At 44.3% G+C, this 22,757-nt stretch carries 17 protein-coding genes; 10 read left to right on the plus strand and 7 right to left on the minus strand.

The window, feature by feature from the left end; genetic code table 11:
* Positions 1 to 5 precede the first annotated feature (5 nt).
* From BCU75_RS05200 to yegS, 7 genes are all read left to right on the plus strand, one after another.
* Entirely contained in the window at positions 6 to 968 is a 963-nt protein-coding gene (locus tag BCU75_RS05200) for a DUF58 domain-containing protein (RefSeq protein WP_102473127.1), read from the plus strand.
* Positions 969 to 1,529, plus strand: coding sequence for a DUF4381 domain-containing protein (locus BCU75_RS05205; protein ID WP_102473128.1), 561 nt, complete (start codon positions 969 to 971; stop codon positions 1,527 to 1,529).
* Positions 1,522 to 2,601, plus strand: coding sequence for a vWA domain-containing protein (locus BCU75_RS05210; RefSeq protein WP_102473129.1), 1,080 nt, complete (start codon positions 1,522 to 1,524; stop codon positions 2,599 to 2,601). Before BCU75_RS05205 ends, BCU75_RS05210 begins: the two co-directional genes overlap by 8 nt.
* The gene (locus BCU75_RS05215) at positions 2,594 to 4,300 is read left to right on the plus strand and encodes a VWA domain-containing protein (RefSeq protein WP_102473130.1); all 1,707 of its coding nucleotides are present in this window, start codon (positions 2,594 to 2,596) and stop codon (positions 4,298 to 4,300) included. Before BCU75_RS05210 ends, BCU75_RS05215 begins: the two co-directional genes overlap by 8 nt.
* On the plus strand, positions 4,297 to 5,682 hold the full coding sequence (locus BCU75_RS05220) for a BatD family protein (RefSeq protein WP_102473131.1): 1,386 nt from the start codon (positions 4,297 to 4,299) through the stop codon (positions 5,680 to 5,682). Before BCU75_RS05215 ends, BCU75_RS05220 begins: the two co-directional genes overlap by 4 nt.
* Positions 5,683 to 5,760: 78 nt before the next feature.
* On the plus strand, positions 5,761 to 6,666 hold the full coding sequence (locus BCU75_RS05225; protein WP_076673630.1) for a LysR family transcriptional regulator: 906 nt from the start codon (positions 5,761 to 5,763) through the stop codon (positions 6,664 to 6,666).
* Positions 6,667 to 6,685: 19 nt separating this feature from the next.
* Positions 6,686 to 7,591, plus strand: coding sequence for a lipid kinase YegS (gene yegS / locus BCU75_RS05230; protein WP_102473132.1), 906 nt, complete (start codon positions 6,686 to 6,688; stop codon positions 7,589 to 7,591).
* A gap of 72 nt (positions 7,592 to 7,663) precedes the next feature.
* Here the strand turns inward: yegS and BCU75_RS05235 are convergent, their stop codons facing one another.
* Positions 7,664 to 10,138, minus strand: coding sequence for an EAL domain-containing protein (locus BCU75_RS05235; RefSeq protein WP_102473133.1), 2,475 nt, complete (start codon positions 10,136 to 10,138; stop codon positions 7,664 to 7,666).
* Positions 10,135 to 11,253 carry a substrate-binding domain-containing protein gene (locus BCU75_RS05240; protein ID WP_102473134.1) on the minus strand — a complete coding sequence of 373 codons (1,119 nt, stop codon included), beginning with the start codon at positions 11,251 to 11,253 and terminating at the stop codon, positions 10,135 to 10,137. Before BCU75_RS05240 ends, BCU75_RS05235 begins: the two co-directional genes overlap by 4 nt.
* Positions 11,254 to 11,334: 81 nt before the next feature.
* Between BCU75_RS05240 and BCU75_RS05245 the strand changes: the two genes are divergently transcribed.
* Positions 11,335 to 12,429, plus strand: coding sequence for a substrate-binding domain-containing protein (locus tag BCU75_RS05245; RefSeq protein WP_102473135.1), 1,095 nt, complete (start codon positions 11,335 to 11,337; stop codon positions 12,427 to 12,429).
* Between the two features lie 123 nt (positions 12,430 to 12,552).
* Here the strand turns inward: BCU75_RS05245 and BCU75_RS05250 are convergent, their stop codons facing one another.
* On the minus strand, positions 12,553 to 14,235 hold the full coding sequence (locus tag BCU75_RS05250) for an alkaline phosphatase family protein (RefSeq protein ID WP_102473136.1): 1,683 nt from the start codon (positions 14,233 to 14,235) through the stop codon (positions 12,553 to 12,555).
* Between the two features lie 166 nt (positions 14,236 to 14,401).
* Positions 14,402 to 15,190, minus strand: coding sequence for a formylglycine-generating enzyme family protein (locus tag BCU75_RS05255; RefSeq protein ID WP_102466420.1), 789 nt, complete (start codon positions 15,188 to 15,190; stop codon positions 14,402 to 14,404).
* Between the two features lie 136 nt (positions 15,191 to 15,326).
* On the opposite strand from BCU75_RS05255, the gene BCU75_RS05260 reads away from it, so the two are divergent.
* Both BCU75_RS05260 and BCU75_RS05265 read left to right on the plus strand, forming a co-directional pair.
* Complete coding sequence (locus tag BCU75_RS05260; protein WP_102473137.1) at positions 15,327 to 16,658, plus strand: anaerobic sulfatase maturase; 1,332 nt, start codon at positions 15,327 to 15,329, stop codon at positions 16,656 to 16,658.
* 87 nt (positions 16,659 to 16,745) lie between these two features.
* On the plus strand, positions 16,746 to 17,822 hold the full coding sequence (locus BCU75_RS05265; RefSeq protein ID WP_102473138.1) for a hypothetical protein: 1,077 nt from the start codon (positions 16,746 to 16,748) through the stop codon (positions 17,820 to 17,822).
* Positions 17,823 to 18,008: 186 nt separating this feature from the next.
* Here the strand turns inward: BCU75_RS05265 and BCU75_RS05270 are convergent, their stop codons facing one another.
* The 3 genes from BCU75_RS05270 to BCU75_RS05280 are packed head-to-tail and all read right to left on the minus strand — an operon-like array spanning position 18,009 to position 22,731.
* Positions 18,009 to 19,061 (minus strand): sulfate ABC transporter permease, encoded by a 1,053-nt coding sequence (locus tag BCU75_RS05270; protein WP_102473139.1) that lies wholly within the window; start codon positions 19,059 to 19,061, stop codon positions 18,009 to 18,011.
* Between the two features lies 1 nt (position 19,062).
* A complete protein-coding gene (locus BCU75_RS05275) occupies positions 19,063 to 19,539 on the minus strand; it encodes a hypothetical protein (RefSeq protein ID WP_102473140.1) in 477 nt (158 codons plus the stop codon).
* A 9-nt stretch (positions 19,540 to 19,548) separates the two neighbouring features.
* Positions 19,549 to 22,731 carry a response regulator gene (locus BCU75_RS05280; RefSeq protein WP_102473141.1) on the minus strand — a complete coding sequence of 1,061 codons (3,183 nt, stop codon included), beginning with the start codon at positions 22,729 to 22,731 and terminating at the stop codon, positions 19,549 to 19,551.
* Positions 22,732 to 22,757 lie beyond the last annotated feature (26 nt).

Below are 22,757 nucleotides of genomic sequence, written 5' to 3' on the forward strand. Positions count from 1 at the left end.
GCGTTATGGCGAAGCCAACACAAGCTCCCAAATCACAAGGCCTTGATCCACGACTATATTGTGACTATTCAAGGTTAGTGCGAATTCAGGCTCAAGCTGAGTCTTTCTCTCTGCTACCACATCTAAAAGCGGGCAGCGTACTTTCGGGCAGACATAACTCTCTGTTCCGTGGCCGTGGTTTGAATTTTGAGGAGCTGCGTCACTACCAACTTGGTGATGATATTCGTAACCTCGATTGGAAAGTCACGATGCGAACGGGTAAACCTCATGTTCGCAGCTATACCGAAGAGAAAGACCGAAATGTAATGATCTGTGTTGATCAGCGCAGTTCAATGTTTTTTGCCTCTCAAGACACTATGAAATCCGTTGTCGCTGCCGAAGTGGCGGCATTGTGTGGATGGCGGGTGCTTAAAGACGGTGACCGTGTCGGTTTCGTTTTGGCCTCACATCAAAAACTTTTCCATACTAAAGCACAGCGTTCACAGTCTGATTTACTGGCTCAGTTAAAGCATCTTACCAAAGCTAATCAAAGCTTAGGCGTCAACGTAAGTGATGGCGATAATGTTGGTTTTAACCAGTGGATTGAACTGATCAAACGAATGAGACTCAAGCAATCAACCTTGATATTCATTAGTGACTGGCGAGACTGCCGAGAACAACATCTCGATCGACTAAAGCAGTTACAGCAACACAACGATATCCTGGCCATTATGGTCACCGACCCATTAGAACAGTCATTGCCTCAAGATCTTGCAAGCGCAAACTGGGTGGTGGGTGATGGTCGGTTTCAACTTAATCTGGACAGCCAATCTAAGGTAAACCTCGCGAGTGAAAGCCTTGCCCAAAAAGCGGCACTTCAGAAACAGTCCCTTGCTAAATTAATGGCGATGAAAAACCTCCCTTACATCGAATTAGACACGTCAGGCAATCACATATCGCAGCTGCAAAAGCTAGTGGGAGGGCGCTAAATGGCCGTTGAACATACTCCTCCAAGTACTTACATTCTTCGCGAGTTGCACGATGTCGCTATTCCTGACAGTGTGAGTTGGGCTCCTCAAACGATGGGTTGGAAGATCCTCGGCGTTATTTTGTTATTGGTCGCTGTCTATTTGGCTTATCGTTTGGCGCAGAAATGGTGGAACAATCGTTATCGTCAAGAAGCACTTAAAGAACTCATGCTTTTAGATGCAAGAGATAAAAACTCAACCGAACGAACTTTTAAAGTGTTGAAAGTGGTACTGCGCTACCTAGACAACAGCAATGCGAAATTGTTTGGTCAAGCCTATGTGAATCGCTTGAACGCTTATCTGCCAGTTGGCGCTAACACTAATACAAGCAGCAGTGCATTTTTTACTGATGAAGTCTCGGGATTATGGATGCAAAGCCTGATAAACCCTAACGTGCGTTTAACCTTCGAACAACGTTTAGAAGTGATTCAAACCGCGATGATGTGGTTAAAACTTCACAAGCCGAATGTACAAACAAAACCAGATGTACAGGTGACGGTTGAGGAGCAAGACAATGTTTGATGTTTTATCTGCGAACTTTGAATTTGTGCACCCGCTTTGGTTTATGGCGTTACCTCTACCTTTATTGGTCTACTTTGCTGTGCCTGCTTATCGCACCAAGCAAATGGCCATCAAGGTGCCATTCTTCAGCGAGTTGGTTGAAGCGATTGGGGAGGCGCCATCTGAAGGTGCAAGCCAATTAACACCTAGTTGGTGGCAACGAACCACGCTTATTATTACTTGGGGATTAGTGGTGTGTGCGCTAGCGAAACCAACCATTCTTGGTGAGCCACAGGTTCGCGAACAACTAGGTCGTGATGTCATGGTTGTGGTCGATTTATCTGGCTCAATGGCAGAGCAAGACTTTACCTCTAAGCAAGGAGATAAAATCTCTCGCTTAGACGCGACCAAAGAAGTGTTAGCCGACTTTGCAAAAACTAGAAAAGGCGACAGACTCGGTTTGATTCTGTTTGGTGATGCAGCGTTTGTACAAACCCCATTTACGGCAGACCAAGAGGTATGGCTTGAGCTACTCAACCAAACCGATGTTGCGATGGCGGGTCAAAGTACTCATTTAGGTGATGCAATTGGTTTGGCCATTAAGGTGTTTGAACAAAGCGAGAAGCAGAGCGCTGCAGTTCAAGACTCAAGCATCGATACCAACGCGAAAGAGAAAGTCGTGATTGTGTTAACCGACGGTAACGATACGGGAAGTTTTGTTGAGCCGATTGATGCTGCAAAAGTTGCTAAAGCGAAAGACGTTCGTATACACGTTATCGCGATGGGCGATCCGCAAACTGTTGGTGAAGTGGCTTTGGATATGGAAACCATCAAGCGTGTGGCGCAAGAATCCGGCGGCGAAGCCTTTGAAGCACTTAACCGCGACGAACTGACCAAAGCTTACGCTCAGATTGGTGAACTAGAACCTCAGTTGTACGAAAGCACCACTTTTCGCCCTAAACAGGGGCTGCACCATTATCTGATGGCGATTGTCGTTGTGATGTATTTGACTGCCTTTAGTTTTGCGACGATACGCCGAAGATCGTTTTTGGCCTCTAAAATTAAAAAATTGAAAGGAGAGGACGATGCCTGATTCTCTCACTCTGCAACAGTTCTTTACCCAGTTTCATTTCATTCGACCATTGTGGTTGTTGGCCTTTATTCCGATGTTTTCCCTGTTATGGGTTCGTTGGAGAGAAGAGACCAAGCCAACGTGGAGAGACATTCTACCTGCGCACTTACGCGATGCATTGACGATTGGCGAAACCGGCTGGCGTAAGCAGTTACCATTGAAACTATTAGTGGTGATTGTGACTATCGCCATCGTCATCTGCTCGGGTCCAACATGGCAGCGTGAGTCTTCGCCTTTTGGTGAAGACAAAGCGTCGATGTTGGTTGTGCTTGGTAACAGTGAATCCATGCTTGCCAAAGATCTACCGCCAAGTCGTTTGGAGCGTTCTAAGCAGAAAATTCGAGACTTGTTGGCTGCGCGTAAAGGCGGTAATACGGGTTTAGTGGTTTATGCAGGCAGCGCACACGTGGCGATGCCCGTGACGCAGGACAGCAAGGTATTTGAACCGTTTCTTGCGGCTATTACACCTGACATTATGCCGGTTTCAGGTAAATCAGCGGAAGAAGCGTTACCACTGATCAATCAACAACTATCTGGAGAGTTAGGCTCTTCGGTGCTGTTAGTATCAGATGGTGTAAACCCAAGTACCATAAGAGCGTACGAGAGCTTCTTTAACGACAATCCATATCAGTTGCTCATCCTAGCTGCAGGAAACAGTAATGTGGTCAGCGATAACCCTGTCGACTTAGACTCACTGCGTAACTTAGCGAGTAAAACGGGTGGACGAGTGATTGAGGTGACTGTTGATGACTCGGATATTCAACAACTGAACAAAGCGGTTGAGAGGAACATGCAACTTAACGGTGAGTCCTCTATGCCATGGAAAGACATGGGCTATGGTCTACTTATTCCAATGGCAATCATCATGTTGTTGTGGTTCAGAAAAGGGTGGTTAGTGCAGTGGTGTGTGGTTGGCGTTCTGATTACAGGCGGCGTGTATTCTCCTAACACTTTGGCGAAAACAGTCAACTTAACCGCTGAGAAACCGCTCGTGGTGGAGTCTGTCACCGCTTGGGATAAAACAGCCCAATGGTGGTGGGATTTATGGCTAACGCCCGACCAACAAGGGCAGCGTTTATTGAACCAACAAGAATACCTTGAAGCTGCCAAGCACTTTAAAGATCCAATGAGAAAAGGTGTTGCTTATTATTATGCTCGTGATTTTAAGTTAGCACATAGTGCGTTCTTACAAACGAAAACCGATTTTGGTTTGTATAACGCTGCGAGTGCATTAGCTCGTCAACGTGAATACCTTGCCGCACGAGACTTATTGAAAGCGCTGAGTGAAAAGCCAAACCTTTCACTACAACTAAGACCTGACGTTGAGCATAACTTAGCGGTAATTGGCGGTATTGTCGAAGAGGTCAATCGCACCAGCGAGAGCCAATCAGGCACTACAGATGGCCCTGAGGAATCGTTAGAATTAGATGACGATCAGCCACGCACTGGCGATGGTGCAGAAGAAGAAACGGTCGCAGAACTCATGCTTAAGGAAACACTCAACGCTAACGAAATTTTGGGTAGCCAAGAACTGGCAGACAAGTGGTTAAAACGAGTAGAGGCGGATCCCAAGTTATTCTTGAAGTCCAAATTCCAAATTCAACTACGAGAACCTGCGCCTTCGATCGAGCCGTCGTTAAAACAGGAGCAAGCACAATGAGTCGATATGATTTAGCTCTTGAAGTGGTTCAAGCAAAGCCAGGGCGTTCAGAGTCCTTTAAACTAGTGAAGACCTTGCTAATGTCGATGATTCTCTTGATTAGCACTGTTTTCTCTACGCTTGCTTCTGCGATCGATATCTTCGATCTGCAAAAAAGTGGTGACGTTGAGCTTATCGCTTGGGTAGGGGAAAAGCCGAAGTCAGGCGATAGGGTAACGCCGCCTAAAGTTAGCGTTAATGAGCAAGTGATCTTGAATATTGAGGTGGCGACGCCGCGTTGGTTTACGGGTGGAACTCGCATTGGTGGTATTGAAATCCCGAATGTAATTGCTAAACAACGTAACCAACTCGCGACGAATTACACGGAAAGAGTGGGTAGCACAACTTGGTCGCGCCAACGTTGGGAAGTGACGCTCTACCCAATGACCTCTGGCGAGTTTGTGATTCCAACCTTGCCGGTTCGTGTACAAGTCTCTGCTCCTCATGGTTCAAACGTTGGCGGCACGCTTTACACACAACCGATTAAGTTTGAAGCCTCATTACCGTCTGGTTTGTTAAGCGATGAATCGCCTTGGTTTTCTGCGACAAACGTGGATGTTGAGCAGCAATGGCAACGTTCGAGCGAGGACTTAAAAGTGGGTGATGCGGTTACTCGAACTGTGACGATCAAAGCGAAAGACAGTTTGTCGGTGTTACTTCCCAATGTGTTGACCAAGGAATCCACTCAACAATATCAAGCCTACCCGCAACCTAATCGTTTAGATGACACACAAGAACGTGGTGACTACCGTTCTAGCCGAATTGAAGAGACGGTCTATGTGATTCAACAAGGTGGCGAATTTACGTTGCCAGAGTTTTCATTCCAGTGGTGGGATAGCAAAAACCAGCGGCTTGAAAGCGTGGTGATACAAGGCGAAGTGTTTGAAGCAAAACACACACTCCAATCTTTCATCAAGGCTTACATGTCGGTCTTTATCAGCATTGGTTTGGTAATGACGTTATGTGTTGTGCTATTGGTTTCTTTGAAGCGTTATTATAAAAACCGTCCTGCACCAAGTTGGTTGGCGTTACGTCGTTTACTAAAGCAAGGTAATTGGTCTGCATTGAGAACCTTTATTTATCGTCAATTACGCAGTGAAACCACTCAACTCGAACTAAATAAAGCGAGCTCTCAAAAGCGTTGGGTGGAAGACAGCGAAGCGCTTCAACAAGGGCGTGAAGATAAAAAGGTATTTATTCGTTTGTGGAAAGGTCTACGTATCCTACCAAGTGACCAATCTATGTCGCCTGACGGGGTAACTGGCAAGGTGAATTCGCGTTCAATTATTGGTCTCTTGAAAGTTCCTAAAGCCTTGCCAGACTTAAAAGATAGAACTAAGTAGCAAACTTAAGTCATTCGCATCGAACATAATCGGCAGGTTCTCTAATATGGAGAGCCTGCTTCTTTACTATGGAACTGTATGAAAAGTACTGAACTCAATTTAATTCCTATTTTTGTCGCTATTTATGAAGAGCAGAACTTATCTAGAGCTGCTAATCGTATGGACATTAGCCAACCTGCGGTAAGCAAAGCGCTTGCTAGGCTTCGTGATATTTATGACGAGCCATTGTTTCACCGAACAACATCAGGGGTTGAGCCTACTACCTTTGCCATTGATATCTATCCGGCAATGGCGGCTGCGCTAAAGAATTTCACTTCTACATTGTCGGCTTCAAGAGATTTTGACCCTAAAACATCAAATCGTATTTTCTCTATTGCTTGTGTCTCCCCGGCAAGTTACGAAATGATGCCAAAAGTAATGCAACTTATTAGTCAAGTCGCTCCTAACATAGCTCTGGAAGTTCACCCTTTATTTACCGAAGATTACGAATCGGATCTTAGGCTACAAAGACATGATGTGATCATTGATATGACTCCAAAGGAAAGAACGACACTTAAACACGAAGTGATCTCACATGAAGAGCTGGTTGTCGTGTGTAGAGCCGATCATCCCACAGTTGGTGACACTATCGATATGGAGCAATTTTTGGCTCATGAACATGTAGTGGTTTCTCGCTGGCACGCTCGTAAGAGTTTGTTGAGCTCTGAGCATTTCAGGGACTTAGAAAAGCGCAAAATCGTTTATCGAGCTGCGGGTGTCGTTGAAATGTTTCCGGTCATCGAAGGTTCTGATTGTCTTGGCATGCTTCCTATGTCGTCAGTGCGATGTTTTTCTGAAAAGTACAATGTAAAAACACTGCCTTTGCCTTTCGAGTTAGAAAATCTAGATATGTGCATGATCTGGCATCCGAGTCGAACTAATGAACCGAGTCATAAATGGTTGAGATCCAAGATCAAAGCGGCCGCAAAAGAGTTATCAAGTTGAAATCATAAGGAGCATCGCCATGCAAAGCGTTCGTGCGATTTTTAACGGAAAGAAAGCCAATACTCCAGAACTAAGGCAAGCGGTTTTTGCTACAAGGGAGCGGGATATCGACCTGCAAGTTAGAGTTACGTGGGAGTCATCAGATATGTTTCGCTTGGTGAGCGAAGCGATATGCGATGGTGTAAAACGACTGATTGTGGCTGGTGGCGATGGAACGGTGAATGAAGCCGTTAATGCGCTCAACCAATTTCGTGCCAGTGAAAGGCCACAGCTTGCGATCATTCCAATGGGAACTGCGAACGACTTTGCTACCGCAGCAGGTATTCCGAGCGATATTACCGGTGCTTTTACGCTCGCGTTAGAAGGGAATGCGCTTGCGGTAGACAGCGTTCGTGCGAATGATCGTTATTTCATGAACGTTGCTGCGGCTGGCTTTGGCGCGGAAGTGACAGCTGAAACGCCCGTTGAACTTAAGGACTTTCTTGGTGGTGGTGCGTACACGTTGACAGGTATGGTTAAGGCGTTAGGTTTTAAACCTTATAGTGGCACACTGACTATAGATAAAGGCAGTTTTACTGGTGAGATCTTGGTCGGTGCTTTTTGTAATGGCCGCTTGGCAGGTGGTGGACAAGAGCTCGCACCTAATGCATTAATTGACGATGGCTTGATGGATCTTACTTTAGTCAAAGCCTTCGTTGCTTCTGACTTGCCAAAAGTTATCGAAGAGCTTAAACATCCTGCCGACGACGGAAAATACATTGTTCGCACTCAAGCTCGTTGGCTAGAGGTAGATTTCCCTCAGACACTGCCGATTAATCTTGATGGTGAACCTTATCGTTCTAACCAAATCCGCTTTGAGGTTATGCCATCAAGCATCAGCTTGGTGCTGCCCGAAGGCAGCGCTTGTTTAGTCAAAAATCAGTGAAGGAACTTAACAAACTGAAGCGGTTTAATTTAAGTTATTTGATTTAAGTTACTCAATTTTAAGTAATAGGCATTAAGCCTCTTTTGGACTTCGTTCTGAGTTAAGCAAGAAGTAAGACACCCAATCATCAATAGGCAGAGGTCGCGCAAAGAAATAGCCTTGAGCGTATTTACAACCGATCTGGCGCAGAGTCGTTACATGATTCTGGGTTTCAAGGCCTTCTGCAATCACTGAGAAATCGAGTATTTGCGCGAGCTTGAGTACCGCGCACGTGATCTCGTAATCTACTTTTGACGAGTTGATATCTTCAATAAAGCTTCGATCTAATTTTACGCAATCGGCGGACAGATTCTTCAACACCGACAGGGAAGAATAACCCGTTCCAAAATCATCGATAGCGATCTTGTAACCCTTAGAATGAAGTACCTCTATAGTCCTTGAACAAGTCTCGAAGTCTCGCATCATATCCCTTTCAGTTATCTCCAGTAGCAGTTGATGAGGCTGACAATCCGTTTCGTCGAGTATCACTTGTAACTGGTCTGCGAGGTCTGTCATATAGAACATTCTCGCTGAAAAGTTGATGGAAAAAATCACACCCTCTAGGTCCATGCCCTCACGTTGCCATTCGGTAATTAGATTCGCTACTTTCTTGAACACCCATTTATCGATATCGATAATGAGGTCACTTTTCTCGGCAACCTCAAGAAAATCAACGGGCGGTAACAAGCCTAATTTAGGATGACGCCAACGAATGAGAGCTTCGGCACCAATGATGCCTTGTGAATCCAAGTCGACTTTGGGTTGGAAAAAGACTTCAAGCTCGTCATTTGCAATGGCTTGATGAAGCCCCATGTTGGTTTCGATCAAGTCATTTACCTCGTGAGTCATTTCGTCCGCGTAGACCCTATATTGATCTCGGCCGTTACGTTTTGCGTGATACATTGCGGTGTCCGCATTTCTAATTAGGGTTTCACGATTTAAACCATGAGTAGGGTACTCACACACCCCAATACTCGCAGATACAAAGATAGAGTTCTCTTCGATGTAATAAGGTTTTCGTAGTGCTTGGTTCAAGCGCTCTGCAAAGGGTTCACCTTCGTCTAATCCAATATTCGAATACACAACCAAGAATTCATCCCCACCCATTCGCGCAACAAAGCCTTTATCGCCTACTAAGTTGTTGAGGATGTTACCGGCATTCACTAATAAGTTGTCCCCTGGAGCATGGCCTAAGGAATCATTAATGGTCTTAAACTCGTCAATATCGAGATAGAACAACAAGAAAGAGGTGTTGTTCTCATAGGATTTTCTGATCTCTTCATCTAACTGTTTTGTTGCCAATAGTCGATTCGCCAAACTGGTCAGCGGATCGTGGTGCGCGAGGAAGTCGAAGTTCTTCTTCTCTTCCGTTAGGTCTAGATACGCTTCAGATAACCTTGAAGCCATATCGTTATAGGCTTTTTCTAAGTGAGACCATTCATCACTTCTGCCCAAGTTAATTGGATTTTTGAGGCTTCCAGATTCTAGTCGATCGAAGCCATGTCTCAGTGCATTGAGTGGTTTTCGAATGTGGTGTCGAACAACGTGGTGAACCAGCAACATCGACAATACAACAGCCGAAAAGCTGATAATAATGGCGTTCATTCTTGATAAACCGATCTCTTTTTCAAGCTGGTCGGTTAATTCTAAAGCTTGGCTTTGTACGCGCGACTCGGTTTTTTCTACCATCTCCAATAGGTCACTTTGAGCAACTAACAGCGAAGCCATCACCAACCACCGTTGTTCCAAATTAGCTCGAATTCGTTTTAAGGCGGCGTTATATCGTTTAACCGTGCGGCTGATTCTTTTTTTCTCAGCAATGACCGCAGAGGTTTCGATATCGACGTTTTCTAGGTGAAGTAAGAATATATCCAGCTCTTTTTCTATTTCGATTAATTGCACCTTTTCAGTCTCTGGAGTAATACGGCTATGAATGTCGCCAACCATTTTTCCTGAAGTAAGAAAAGATTCTCTTAACATGCTTATTAGATCTAATTCATTGTTGTAATTAATGAAACCAGGTTTTTCTAAGTGCTTGAGTTTACTATCAGCAATAGCAAATTCGAGCTGATCAAGTTGATTTGCCAGCGTGGCGTCAATTTTTTTTGTCTGTTTTAGAATCCGATTTAATGCAAGTGAGCTACCTAAAAACCGGTGGAAGTTGCTAATGAAGGCGTCGATCTTTTGTGAGAAGCCTTCGTTAGTTGATAAGTCTCTGAGTCGTTGAAGCTGGAAGTCCACATTAAATGCTTCTTCCGACAATGTGGTTTCACTGAATAAAAAAGTCTGTTCAAGCAGCTTAACTCGGGAGGTGAGCGTAAATACGCGTCGGCTGATTTCAGAATTAACGATCAAGTCCGATACATGTGCAGAAGTTTCGTTTTTAAGTGTCGACTCGACGTAGTACAGAGATCGGATCACCATGATGACAGCAAAGCTAACAATCAAAAGCGAAAGCAGGTTCGAAATAATGAGTCGTTGGGTGATGTTTATCTGAGGTAATTTCATTGTGGCTTCCAAATTTTCAGATACGCTTCACGGTAGCCATTTTTAGGGTCGTAGATGCCTTTGTCTGACTCGCTGATGAGTTCTTCAACATTGTCAGGCGTGACAAGATGTACAGGGGCAGAGTAGCCACTTGGCGGCATCTGATTAAATGCTCGGTTGAGCTCGTCGACAATTTGCCAGCCTTGTAGATATAAGGGTTCAGGTACTGTAGCCAGTTGAAACTGACCGCGATTGATTCTTTTATACGCGGCTTTGCTGCCGTCACCCGCTGAAATGTTTTGTGGTATTAGTTTGTATTCCTCGAGGTGTGACTCTAAAGAAGGGATAGCATAATCAATGTACAAGTCGTTGATTGCCAGAATATGAGTGACTTTCTCGCTGTATTTCTCATCAAGGTTCTTCAATGTGGCAGGCATCTGCTCGGCAATTTTGTCGAGCGGTAAATAGTTCAGCTCAAGTACATCACAAGTACCGCAGCGCTTGATGGTATTGACCATTGCGTTGGCTTTGATCATCGCGATTTCATAGTTAGGATCGGTAAATACAACGGTTTTTACTCGTCCGTTTGAGTTTACAATGGCAAGTAGCGCAGCCACTTCGGCAACGTCGAGAGGGTCGGTGGTTATATTGGTGTATAAACCAATCTCTGGATTACCGCCGACCAGCTCAGTGGCATGCCATCCAATGACGACAATTCCGAGATCCTCCGCTTGTTTCAAAATGGTTTTGTGTCGGACAGCATCAATGCCGCCCAGAACAATGGCATCGGGTTCAAAGCCAATCGCTTTCCTGATAGCAGCGCCTTGGCGCACTTCTGAACCTAACCCATCAATGAATCTAAGGTGCCAATTGATGTTGGAAATGGCTTCAGACAGGCCTTTCCCAACGCCGTAAACGCCACCATTGCGTAAATCAGACGCGACAAAAATAACGTTCTTTTCATGACGAACAGTAGGGCCTTGTGTGGGGCCATCCCACGTTCGTTGGTTGGAAACCGCAAGCATCACTTTTTCTTCAGCATATTTGAAGAAATCATCTTCCTGATTACCTGCAAAACTCGGGGAGGAGCAGGCGGTAGCAAGCAATAAACTCGCAAAACTTAACTTCTTATTCATAGTCTCTATAAAAGGCTTTAATTCATTATCATTCTATATTTATAATAATGTTAATAAACATTCAAACATTTGGTAACAGTTATGTTGCATCGAATCTATAAAAACGTCTTGCCAGCCCTTGTTACAGCTTGTTTTTATTCCCCTTTGCATGTGAATGCAGATGACTTAAAGACAGCCTTAGATGTAAAAAAATTGGATAAATTTCAAGAGACTGTCAGCGGAGAACCCGTATCTTTGACCTCGATGACAATTGAAAAACCAGTTAAGATCGCATTAATTTACCCAAGTGCAGATATTTCTGACTTTTGGATACGTAATTACATCGCATTGAAAGAGCGTCTCATTGATCTAGAGCTGCCGTTTGAGATAGAGGAGTTTACTTCAAGACAGATCGAACACTCGTTACAGACACAACATACAGAACATGTCCTGAATTCTGAGACGCCTTATGATTTCGTCATTTTTGGACCGTCTGAATTGGACATTCAAGCAGGTAATATTCAGAAACTGTCAGCGTCTAAAGACTTCAAAACTTTTATCTGGGCGTTTCACACGCCAAACGAACAATGGGTACATCAACCAGACAGTTGGTTCGATTTTTCCAGTTCGATGGGCGCGGATGTTTTGTGTGCCCATGTGTTGAAAGAGCTCGGCAACGAAGTGGAGTTTTCAGCGAACCGTGGGATTCCGGGAATAACAGATACTCAACGCTCGCAAGGTTTCATTGACTGCGTAGAAGAGAAAGGTGATTGGTTGACGGTGTATGAGCACTTTGGACAATACCAGAAGATAGGCGGTGCCGATGGGATTCGTTTAGTGCTCGGTAACTTTCCTGAGGTGACCATGGTTCACAATGCTAATACTGCAATGACCATGGGGGCGGTCGATGCATTGAACAATGCCGACATGTTGTCTGAAGTCTATGTGACGGGGTGGGGTGGTACTGCGAAAGAGATTGAAAAGATTCGTACTGATGAATTAGATGCAACTCCAATGCGAATGAGTGATGATCTTGGCGTGGCAACTGCCGAGGCAATCAAGTTTCACTTGGAAGAGCGTGAAGCAGAAGTCCCTCTGGTCTATTTAGGCCGTATCACAGTTGTGCACAACAAGATGAATGATGACCAATTGGATCAGCTAACCAGAGAAGCGTTTCGCTACTCGGGTAAGAATTAAGCATGCTTTAATCTATCTAGCATTACACAAAAGAGCCGCTTATTCAGTTTAATCAGAATAAGCGGCTCTTTTTATGGTTGAGACTCTATGAGCACGTTTGGTTCACAACCTGAGTAGCTGTGATTAGTCAGTAATCTCTTCTAACACCTCTCCAATTGATCCACTTGGTTGGGTGATGCCCAGTTTATTCGAAAGTGTTGGCGCAATGTCGTATGGTGTGATTGCTCGCGAGACCTTTTGAGCTTCAACGTTATAGCCTGCGAAGATAACCGGCACATGTGTGTCGTACTTCCACGGAGAGCCATGTGTAGAGGCGATTTGAAGGCCTTCCATGTCGTTAATGTAACTACGTGGTGCAAATACCACATACACGTCACCAGAACGAGCAGGGTGATAGTTGTTTTTGATTAGTTGCATCACATGAGTATCCGGCACTCGGTTCGCTGCAATATCGCTGCTCGATACGGCAAACGCTACACCTTTCACTTTCGCTATTTCATCGGCGATCGCTTCCTGCACTTTAGCCAGGTCAAGTTTCTTCTCTGCGATTAAGTCGTGATTCAGATAGATATAAGGCTGTGCATACAAGCGAATTGCGTCTTTGGATAAACCAAATTGATCCTTCAATCTTTTCTCTACGCCACTCGATAGTAGTGTGTCTTTATTGAAGTATTGAGCTTGATTGAAGCCAAGCGTATTTGCCGCAGGTGAAGATTCAGGTACACCATGATCGGCAGACAACACAATTAATGTATTTTTGAGCCCGACTTGGTTATCAACGGTTTTAAGAAGCTTGGCGAGCGTCTTATCGAGTCGAATTAGGTTGTCTTCTGTCTCTAGGCTTTCAGGGCCGTATAAGTGCACCACATAGTCGTTCGATGAGAAGCTTACTGACAGATAATCAGTCACGTCGCCTTGGCCTAGCTTCTCTTGCATCAACAGTGTGCTTGCAAAGTTTTCTGTGATTTCATCACCAGCCGGGCTAACGGTTAGCGTGGTGCTGTAGTACTTGTAACTTGCAGGGCCGTATGGGTGAGGGAAGGTGCGTTGGAAATCACCGAGTTTCACTTTATGTTCGGTATCGTGCTCTTGCAACGTGTATTTATCACGTGGTAATGAAAGCTCCCACTTCTGTTTCGAGTAGTTTGCAGCAATCGCTTTCTCGTTCCAGCGTGATACCCAGTTTGGATACTCGTCGTAGTAATAGTTGCTGGTGACAAACTCCGATTGTGCTTTGGAGAACCAGAATGCTTTACCACTGTGTCCTGCGAGTGAGATTGCGCCGCGGTCTTTCACAGACACACCGAACACTTTTGATTTACCACTATTGGAAATCGTTAGCTCGTCACCAAACGTGGTAGAGAGTATTGGCTCAGGAGAACGGCCATCGCCTTGTGCTGTCTTCTGCGTTGGGTCGATCTCGGTTGCTTTGTCGACACCCGCACCAGAGGTGAGCATTTTGTACTTACCGTCTTCTACGTTATACACCAAACGCTCTTCGCTACGATCATACCAAACGTTACCTACCATACCGTGTACGCTTGGTGGAGCACCTGTTGCAAGCGAAACATGACCCACAATGGTTTCTGTGTTGCCGTGTTGGTAGTTTGCATTGGTGTAGTAAGTGCCGTCTTCCATTAAATAGCGAAAACCACCTTCACCGAAGTTATGCTTATATCGTTCGATAAGGTCTGCGCGCAGGCCATCAACCGTAATTTGAAGGACTAGATTTGGTTTTTCCGAAGCCGATGCAGGGAATGAACAGAGTAACGCGAGTGTAAGTCCGGAAAGCTTGGTGTATTGCATAGAGTTTCCTTATTCAGTATTGCCGTAGCGATGTAGCGTTTGGATGGTGCAAATCATGTTTTTGGAGTGATGAATTGAAGATCACAGAACCGTAACCTTCGGCATCTTTAGTGGGCTTATTCTCACAACAAACTAACTTGTTGTGAGAATGAACCAGCGTCCTCGACTAGTTTGTATTCTTTACTAGGCGCAGCCCCATGTCTGACATAGTGATCGATTGACTCGCGAAGTCACGACGGTAACTTTCAGATTCATTTTCATCATAAGCAAAACTGCCACCGCGAACCGATTTATGTGATAAACCGACGTCACTGTGTTTTGCATTGTTAGGGTTGTCTGTTGGACCGAATCTGTAGAAGGTGTCATCGAAGGCATCAATAACAAACTCCCCAACGTTTCCGGTCATGTCATATAAGCCTAGTTCATTTGGCTTCTTTAGCCCGACTGGATGCGCGCTATTTTTAGAATTTGCTGAGTACCACGCAACATCATCTAAGTTATTGGATCCACTGTAAGTATAACCTTTACTTTTGTTACCACCTTTCGCTGCAAATTCCCATTCAGCTTCAGTAGGCAGTCGGTATTCTTCGCCTGTTAGTTCATTCAACTGTTCAACGAAATAGTTCGCCTGTTGCCAACTTAAGTTGTTGACCGGAACTTGTGGGTTTTGGAAATAACTGAGAGATGAACCCATCACCGATTCGAACAATTCTTGAGTCACCTCAAACTTCGCAATGTAGAAACTATCTACAGTTATATCTCGCGCAGGTCGTTCTGCTTTGGTCGCTTCAGGATCGTTCGAACCCATAGTGAATGTACCGCCTTCAACCAACACCATTTCTTGATCAATTTGTTGGGCGATAGGGTGTGTAGGCACGCTCGCACAGCCGCTTAGGAAAATAGTCATGGTGACGCTGCTGATCGCCGCTAATTGTTTGTAATTGAAAAATTTCATCACGTGCCTCGAATGTTCGAAATAGAGGGCAATTTTAACGTTTAAGGTCATTCCTATTGGTTATAAAGGGTATAACATGCCGCTGACTCAAATAGGCATTATGATGGCTACAGACACTAAGATAGGTAGATAAATCATGCACATTACTCAAGGTCCACAATACAATGGTAAAGCGTCTAAACGCTTGCATGTTATGGCTAAGCCAATTGGTGCAGCATGCAACATTGATTGTAAATATTGTTATTACCTAAGTAAGCAAGATTTGCTGGAGTACAAGAAAGGCAGTTCTCCAAGAATGGATGATGAGACGTTAGAAACCTACATCCGACAATACATCGAAGGTCAAAATACACCTGAAATTATCTTCTCATGGCAGGGTGGCGAGCCTACTATGCTGGGTTTAGCGTACTTTGAAAGAGTGGTTGAGTTACAGAAAAAATACCAACCTAAAGGTGTGCTGATTTCAAACGATCTACAAACTAACGGCACACTATTGAATGACGACTGGGGTCGATTCTTAGCAAAGAACAATTTCCTGATCGGCTTGAGTATCGATGGTCCTGAAATGCTGCACAATGCGTATCGTGTCAACAGGGCAGGCCGTGGCACATTCAAACAAGTGATGGCGGCGGTTGAATTACTGCACAAACATCAAGTGAAATTCGCAACGCTTACCTGTGTGAATAATCTCACCAGTCAAAATGCACTAGAAGTGTATCGCTTCCTACGAGATGTGGTGAAGTCACCACAAATGCAGTTTATTCCTATCGTAGAGCAAAAAACCTTCAGAACGGTTGCACCGCAAACATCCCAAGTGAGCGAACAATTAAAACAAGGCGACAAGCGTCTGATCCCTGGCCACAAAGATTCGATCATGGAATCGTGGTGCGTGTCTGATTTGGCATGGGGTAACTTCCTAATTTCTGTGTTTGACGAGTGGACGAAGAACGATATAGGTAAAGTGTTCGTTCAGTATTTTGAAGCCAGCCTAGAAACATGGATTGGCCGTCCAAATCCTCTTTGTACCTTGAATGAAATATGCGGGAAAGGCCTCGCGATGGAGCCTAACGGCGACGTGTTTTCATGTGACCACTATGTATACCCTGAATACAAAATCGGCAACATCCATCACGAGAAGCTTGATGACTTGGCATACAGCGCACCACAGCAAAAGTTTGGCTTTGCTAAATCACGCACAATGACCAGTCAGTGTCAGCAATGTGACTACAAGTTTGCTTGTCATGGCGAATGTCCCAAAAATCGCTTTATCAAAACTAGCGCTGGTGAGCCGGGCTTGAACTACTTATGTGCGGGTTGGCACAAGTTCTTTGCTCATGTTGATCAGTCGATGGCTTATATCGCTCGTGCGATGGGGCATCCAGTCGCTCATGGCAAATTCAGCGACTCAGTATTGATGGCGCATCGAGCAAAACAGGTGCAACAATCTACATTCGAGACGAAGTTTTAACTTGTTTCTTGGGTCAACAGCTCCAAGACAAATTTAACCAGATACGAGTCTAAGGACAGGCTAAGTTCTCCAGTTTAAGGTAATACTATGATGAAGAAGAGTTTAGCGACGGCTGTTGCTTTATTGGTTTCAACGTCCGCATTGTTTTCAACGTCCGCATTGATATCAACGTCTGCGATGGCAGCGAATAGCGTTCAACAAACGGTTGATGCACCGGCACAAAATATCAATCAAGTGCTCGAAATGACGGACACACAAACCCGTATTCAACAGTTGTCTTACATGGCACAAGATCAGAACCAATCTATAGAAAATCGTACTGGTGCACTGCAAGAGCTTGCTTCATACCCAAGCCAGAATGCGCTGGTGGCGGTGGCAAGAGGTTTGAAAGATCAAAACCCTGAAGTTCGTGAGGCTTCGATTATTGGTTCTTCACCTTATCAACTTGAGCATCGTTGGTCGTTAGTTTCGCCTTTGCTGAGCGATACAGATTCTATGGTTCGTCACTCAGCAACATCGAACTTAGTACGTGATTACAATACGTTAGATAAAGAACAGAAAGCACAAATTGAACAACCTGTCGCTGAGTTAATCACATTCTTGGCATCACAAGAATCTGAAAAGTTTCAATTGTTGTTCGCTGATGTGCTCCGTTGGCACAATGAATGGGATAAAGCGGAAACGATTTATCTTGAGTTGATTAATACTCACCAGAAAGACCCTCAAGTTTGGCTGAGTTACGCGGATAATTTCAGAGCTCAGAATAAAGATCAACAAGCGGTCGAGGTGTTGGATCGTGGTTTGAAGAACGTGCCGGACAATGCAGCGATGCACTATTCCAAATCATTAACTCTGGTTCGCCTTGAAGATAAAACAGCAGCAGCAAAAGAGATTGAAGTCGCAGCAGAACTTGCAAAAGACAATAGCTACTATTGGTACTTAAATGGAGTGTTGCAAGAAGAGTTGGATATCGACAAGTCGACTAAATCGTTCGAGAAAGCGTATTTGATCTCTGGTTCTCCGGAGCAGTTATACGCGGTATGTGATATCTACGTGCGCTACGGCAACGAAAAGGCCGATGATTGCTTAAGTGAGCTAGGTAAAGTGGCTCCTGATTATGTTATTGAGCAGTTGAAAGAGAAAAGAGTGGCTTCCAACTCATAATATTGAATGAGTGAATAGAGAAGCAGTTAATGAAAAGCCAGTCGAAAATATTCGACTGGCTTTTTGTATCCTAATTACTTAATTACTTAATTACTTAACTGCTTAACTGCTTAACTGCTTAACTGCTTAAATACCTCATTACCTCATTACCTCATTACCGCGAGTGATTATCGATTTGAATTCGAGTTAGAAAACAAAACTCAACATGATGGTGTAAAGCATCGCATCTGTATCACCTTTAGGAGTGTTTATAAAGGCACCGTTCGACTTCCGAGTTTCAAAGAATTGTAACTCACCATTGATAGATACATTTGGTAGCAAATCGTAATCGACACCAATTAAGTAGCTATTGCCTTCTAAGTGTTCATTGGCGTTAAATTGTGCTCCGTATACCACGTAAGGTGTGAATGATCTTAAGTGGTAACCTAGACTGGCGTACAGGGATGAAGAAATATCATTGATTTGACCTTCGCTCGAAAATACGGCTTGGCCAAATTCATATTCAGCGCCTAGCGACCAAAGTTGGAGGTGTTGATTTTCTTCTGTAGGACGGGTACCAACGTTTTTAATTGTTGCCGTTTGATCGAAATTTGCATCAAGGAAAGATAGGTTCCAACGATAATTGTCACCGCTGAATTGGAGGTTAGCACCAAACATTCGATTCGTTTCGAATTCCAGCTCGGTTGTTGAATCGAAGTCGACTTCGTTCTTATCTTTGATTCCGACAAAGGGAGAGAGTTGTAGGGTAGATTCATCGCTTACATCATGAGTCCAACTGACTTTGACACCATTAAAAGCGGTGATACCCAGAATGCTATTATACACCTCTGTCGGTGGTCTTGCTGTCATATAAGCTTGGCCGACATAGTAGTATTCAGAAGCAAGGAACAGTGGGAGCCTCAATCGACCGATACTGACGTCAAAGTCATTAAATTCATAGCCAAGATAAGCCCATTCTAACTGTGGGTCACTCCATTCTAATTGCGGTGCTTTAACAACTTGTACTGATGCTTTAAGTGAGTTGTAGAAGTAATCTAACTGAACACCAAACGTTGTATCACAATCGTAACAATTTTCATCGGTAAAACCACGGTTAATAATTAAAGGGTTGTCGTTATCTGATGTTGCCCACGAAGTAGAACCAAATCCGCTTAACGAAAAATTATCGGTAAGTTCAATAATAGCGAAAGCCGGAGAGGCAAATGAGGCACATAGCACTGACGTAATTATTCTATTCATATTATTTCTCCGAACTTATAACGTATAGAACATTGGCATTTTTTGGAACCGAAGAGAGTGGGGAGTAACCAATACGGTTTGGTTTGTCGTCTAGCCAGTCAACCAAGGTTGCGGTGGACGCCGATTCAAGCTCTCTTGGATAACGAGCCTTACCTGAGAAGGATAAGCTCGCCCAGTGTGCATTCATTTGAGCGGCGTTCTTCCCAAGTAAAAGCTGATAAAATATCTCTCTTTCGGCGCTATTTTCAGGCCAATCAGACAGTTCGATACGCTTGCCGTTAAGGCGCTTGGTTTTCCCTCTGTAGAGCTTTCTTGCTTTGTTGATTGATAACGCTTCAAATCCAGAATCTAAAGAGAATATGGCGTAATCTTCTGCAGCGTGAGCGGGGCTGAGAATAAGCAAGTTTCCTAATAGCCCTACCACGACTGACATTACGACTCTGCGTGGAAGTGTTTTTATTGTTTTCATCCAATCCATGGGTTTCTCCTAACAAGTCGCACTTTCTATTTGATGGAATAGCTTTTCTTTCCTTACGGGCTTCGCTACGTATCCATCCATGCCTGAATCAAAGCACTTTTGAATATCATCATCGATAACACTGGCAGTTAACGCGATAATGGGAGTCTTGCTTAAGCCTAGGTTTTTCTCATGTTCGCGAATCTCCTTAGTTGCGGTGAAACCATCCATCACCGGCATCATGCAATCCATTAAAATAATGTCGAAGCTACTGTCGTTCTGATACATATCAACGGCTATTTGCCCGTTGTCTGCAATTTCAAAGGCATAGCCGGCCTTTGTTAGCATGACTGAAGCAACCTTTTGGTTCACGCGATTATCTTCTACCAAGAGGATCCTCTCAGATTTTTTTGGTATCACGTTCAATTCTGCTTGTTCTGGCAGTGTTTTCTTGACTGCTTTTGCGCTATGAATAGGGGTGACCGTTGTGGCGTTTGACGCTGAAGGTGTGTTATGTGTGACTGGTAATGGCATAGCTTCTACCGCCGCGAGAACTTTCTCTTTCAACATCTCGAATTTGAATGGTTTTGGCACGTAGTCGTCCATGCCTACATCGAAACATTTTTGTATATCGTCATCAATCACACTCGCTGTTAGGGCGATGATAGGGATACGGCGCGTGGCATTAGTCTCTTTTTCAACACGGCGAATATTACCTGTTGCTTCAAAACCGTCCATAACGGGCATCATACAATCCATCAGTATCACGGCGTAATTAGGGTTGGCAGTAAACATGTCCACGGCTTCTTGGCCGTTATTCGCAAACTCGAACTCGAAGCCACTTTTTCCTACGTGAAGTCCTGCAATCTTCTGGTTGATCTTGTTGTCTTCGACGATAAGGATTTTGTGTTGAATCGTAAGAGCTTGTTGGTTGGCTTCTGATAGTTCAGCTAGGCCTTGTGTGTCACAAAGTTCTATGGCTTTTATTAAGCGCAAGCCGAGTAGGGGTTGTGATACCTGAGCCGTAATACAGTTGCCAATATCCGCAGGGTCACTTAAGAATGAACGAATCAGACAAATAGTCGCGCCATTTTGATGGAGCTTATTTAGGCTGTCTGAATAATCACTGGCTTGGAATGAATCATCTTCAGCAAAAATGACCGTGATTGGTTTATTTTGCTGTTTTGCAGAGATTTGCTCATTGATGGTGTCTGTGCTGTTGGTTTGTTGAGTGACCTTTAAACCATAAAGGTTAAGGTCTCTTTCTATGCGCTCAGAGAGCATGTTCTCATTACCCAAAATATAGATATTCGCTGATGCAGTGCTTGGTTTAGGAAGTATCAAATCCACGGGAAGTGCCAGATCGAAGTAGAAACAGCTGCCCTCACCTTTGACTGAGTGGAGTTGGATCTGACCACCCATGAGCTCGACAAGCTGAGTACTAATCGCAAGGCCAAGACCAGTACCACCGAATTGTCTGGTAGTGGAATCATCTTCTTGAGCGAAGGGTTCGAATATCTGCTTTTGTTGCTGTTTATCGATACCAATACCCGTGTCGCGCACCGCAAATCGAATGGTGACATTGTCGCTAGACTGTTCGAGTGTCTTAATTGATAGTGTTACACCACCTTCGGCTGTGAACTTCACCGCATTCGACATAAAGTTCATCAAGATCTGTCTTAATCGGTGGTCATCGATCATCACGCGTGCAGGTGTGTCGGGGCTGATGTCTACATTAACTGATATTTTTTGCTCTTTAGCTTTTGGCGCGACAATAGATGCGATGTCGTAAATTGATTCTCTAATCGATGCCGAATGCGGGCTGATTAATAGCATGCCAGATTCAATCTTAGAGAAGTCTAAGATGTCGTTGATCAAGCTTAGTAGTAGTTGAGATGAGGTCTCGATTGTATCTACATAATCACGTTGTGTTGGTGTAAGTGGAGTATCAGAGAGGATCTCTGAGATACCGATAACCCCGTTTAATGGAGTGCGAATCTCATGTGACATGTTAGCCAAGAAGCTACTTTTCGCTTTGCTAGCTTGTATTGCGTGGTCTTTGGCTTTTTCTGCGTCTTCTACGGCTAAGGTTAACTTCTCTTTTGCGTGTTCTCGTTCGATCGTGAGTCGCTCTACTTGTTGAGCAAATAGGCTGAGTTCATCTTTGCCCTGAATCAATTTGTCCAAAGAAGGGCGGGTTTCATCGTTTTCGCTTTTTAAGAAAGCCAACACCAAATTCAGGTTGTTGGTGACTTGTCTTGCCAAGCTTAGGGTTAATCCCATCACAATGGTCGCGAGCAAAGCAACGATAGAGATAAACAGTGTTCGTTGGATCTGAGCTTCATAGATGGCTTGCTCAACTTCTTGTTGGAACTCTTGCTTGATAACATTGCCTAGGCTTTGCAATAAGCTGAGTCGAGCGCTCATCGCCTCTAATCCGACAGAAATCTCTTGTGGCGTCAGTTGGCTGATTGCGTTTAGGTCGAGTAGTGCGCTGCGGATCTCTTGGCTTTGAGCAAACACATCGTTTCTAAATACTTCAACCATCAGTGACACTTGATGTTCGTTGGCATTCAATGAAACAAAGCGTTCTAAGAACAATTGCTGTCTTTCACTTAAGGTTTCAATCTGTTCAGCAAGTTCTGGGTCGTACTCTTGGCTGCTTTGGAATATCTCAATCAGAGAGGTGCCCAGCTTAAACTCTTCGTTTGACCAAAACATCAGCCATTCAAGCTGTTGTAACGCGGTGAGGTGTTGTTGAATCTCACGTTTGGTGTTTTCGAAAGGGACTTTTTCTATCTCAAGGAGCAACTGTTTGTACAAATCACTCTGCCACTCAAGTGCATCCAATTTATCGTAATCATCAGTCGCTTCCATCGTTGAAAGGCTTGCTTCGCTGAAGTCAGCAACCAGCTGATTCATTTCATCAGAAGTGTCTAAAAAAACAGCTGGAGAAAGCGTTTTTAGTTTTGCCTTTACTTGGCTGCTTTGTGTTGCGAATTCTTCAGAGCTAGAAGCTAGAGTGCTCCGATATAAGACGGAAATATCTTGAAGATACGCAGATAACTGATTGGTTCGTTCAAAATCGGTTAACTGAGTCGTTAAGATATACGCTTGTCTGCCTGCTAGAAAGAGCAGTAGTGAAATGGGAAGTAGAACTAAGCCAAAGAGTTTATGTTTGACTGAAAGGTTATTCCAGACCGTAATCGCCATATAAGGATCCATCCAACTGTTTTTAT

It is taken from the genome of Vibrio splendidus (genome assembly GCF_002873455.1).
GTDB classification, from domain to species: Bacteria; Pseudomonadota; Gammaproteobacteria; order Enterobacterales; family Vibrionaceae; genus Vibrio; species Vibrio splendidus_J.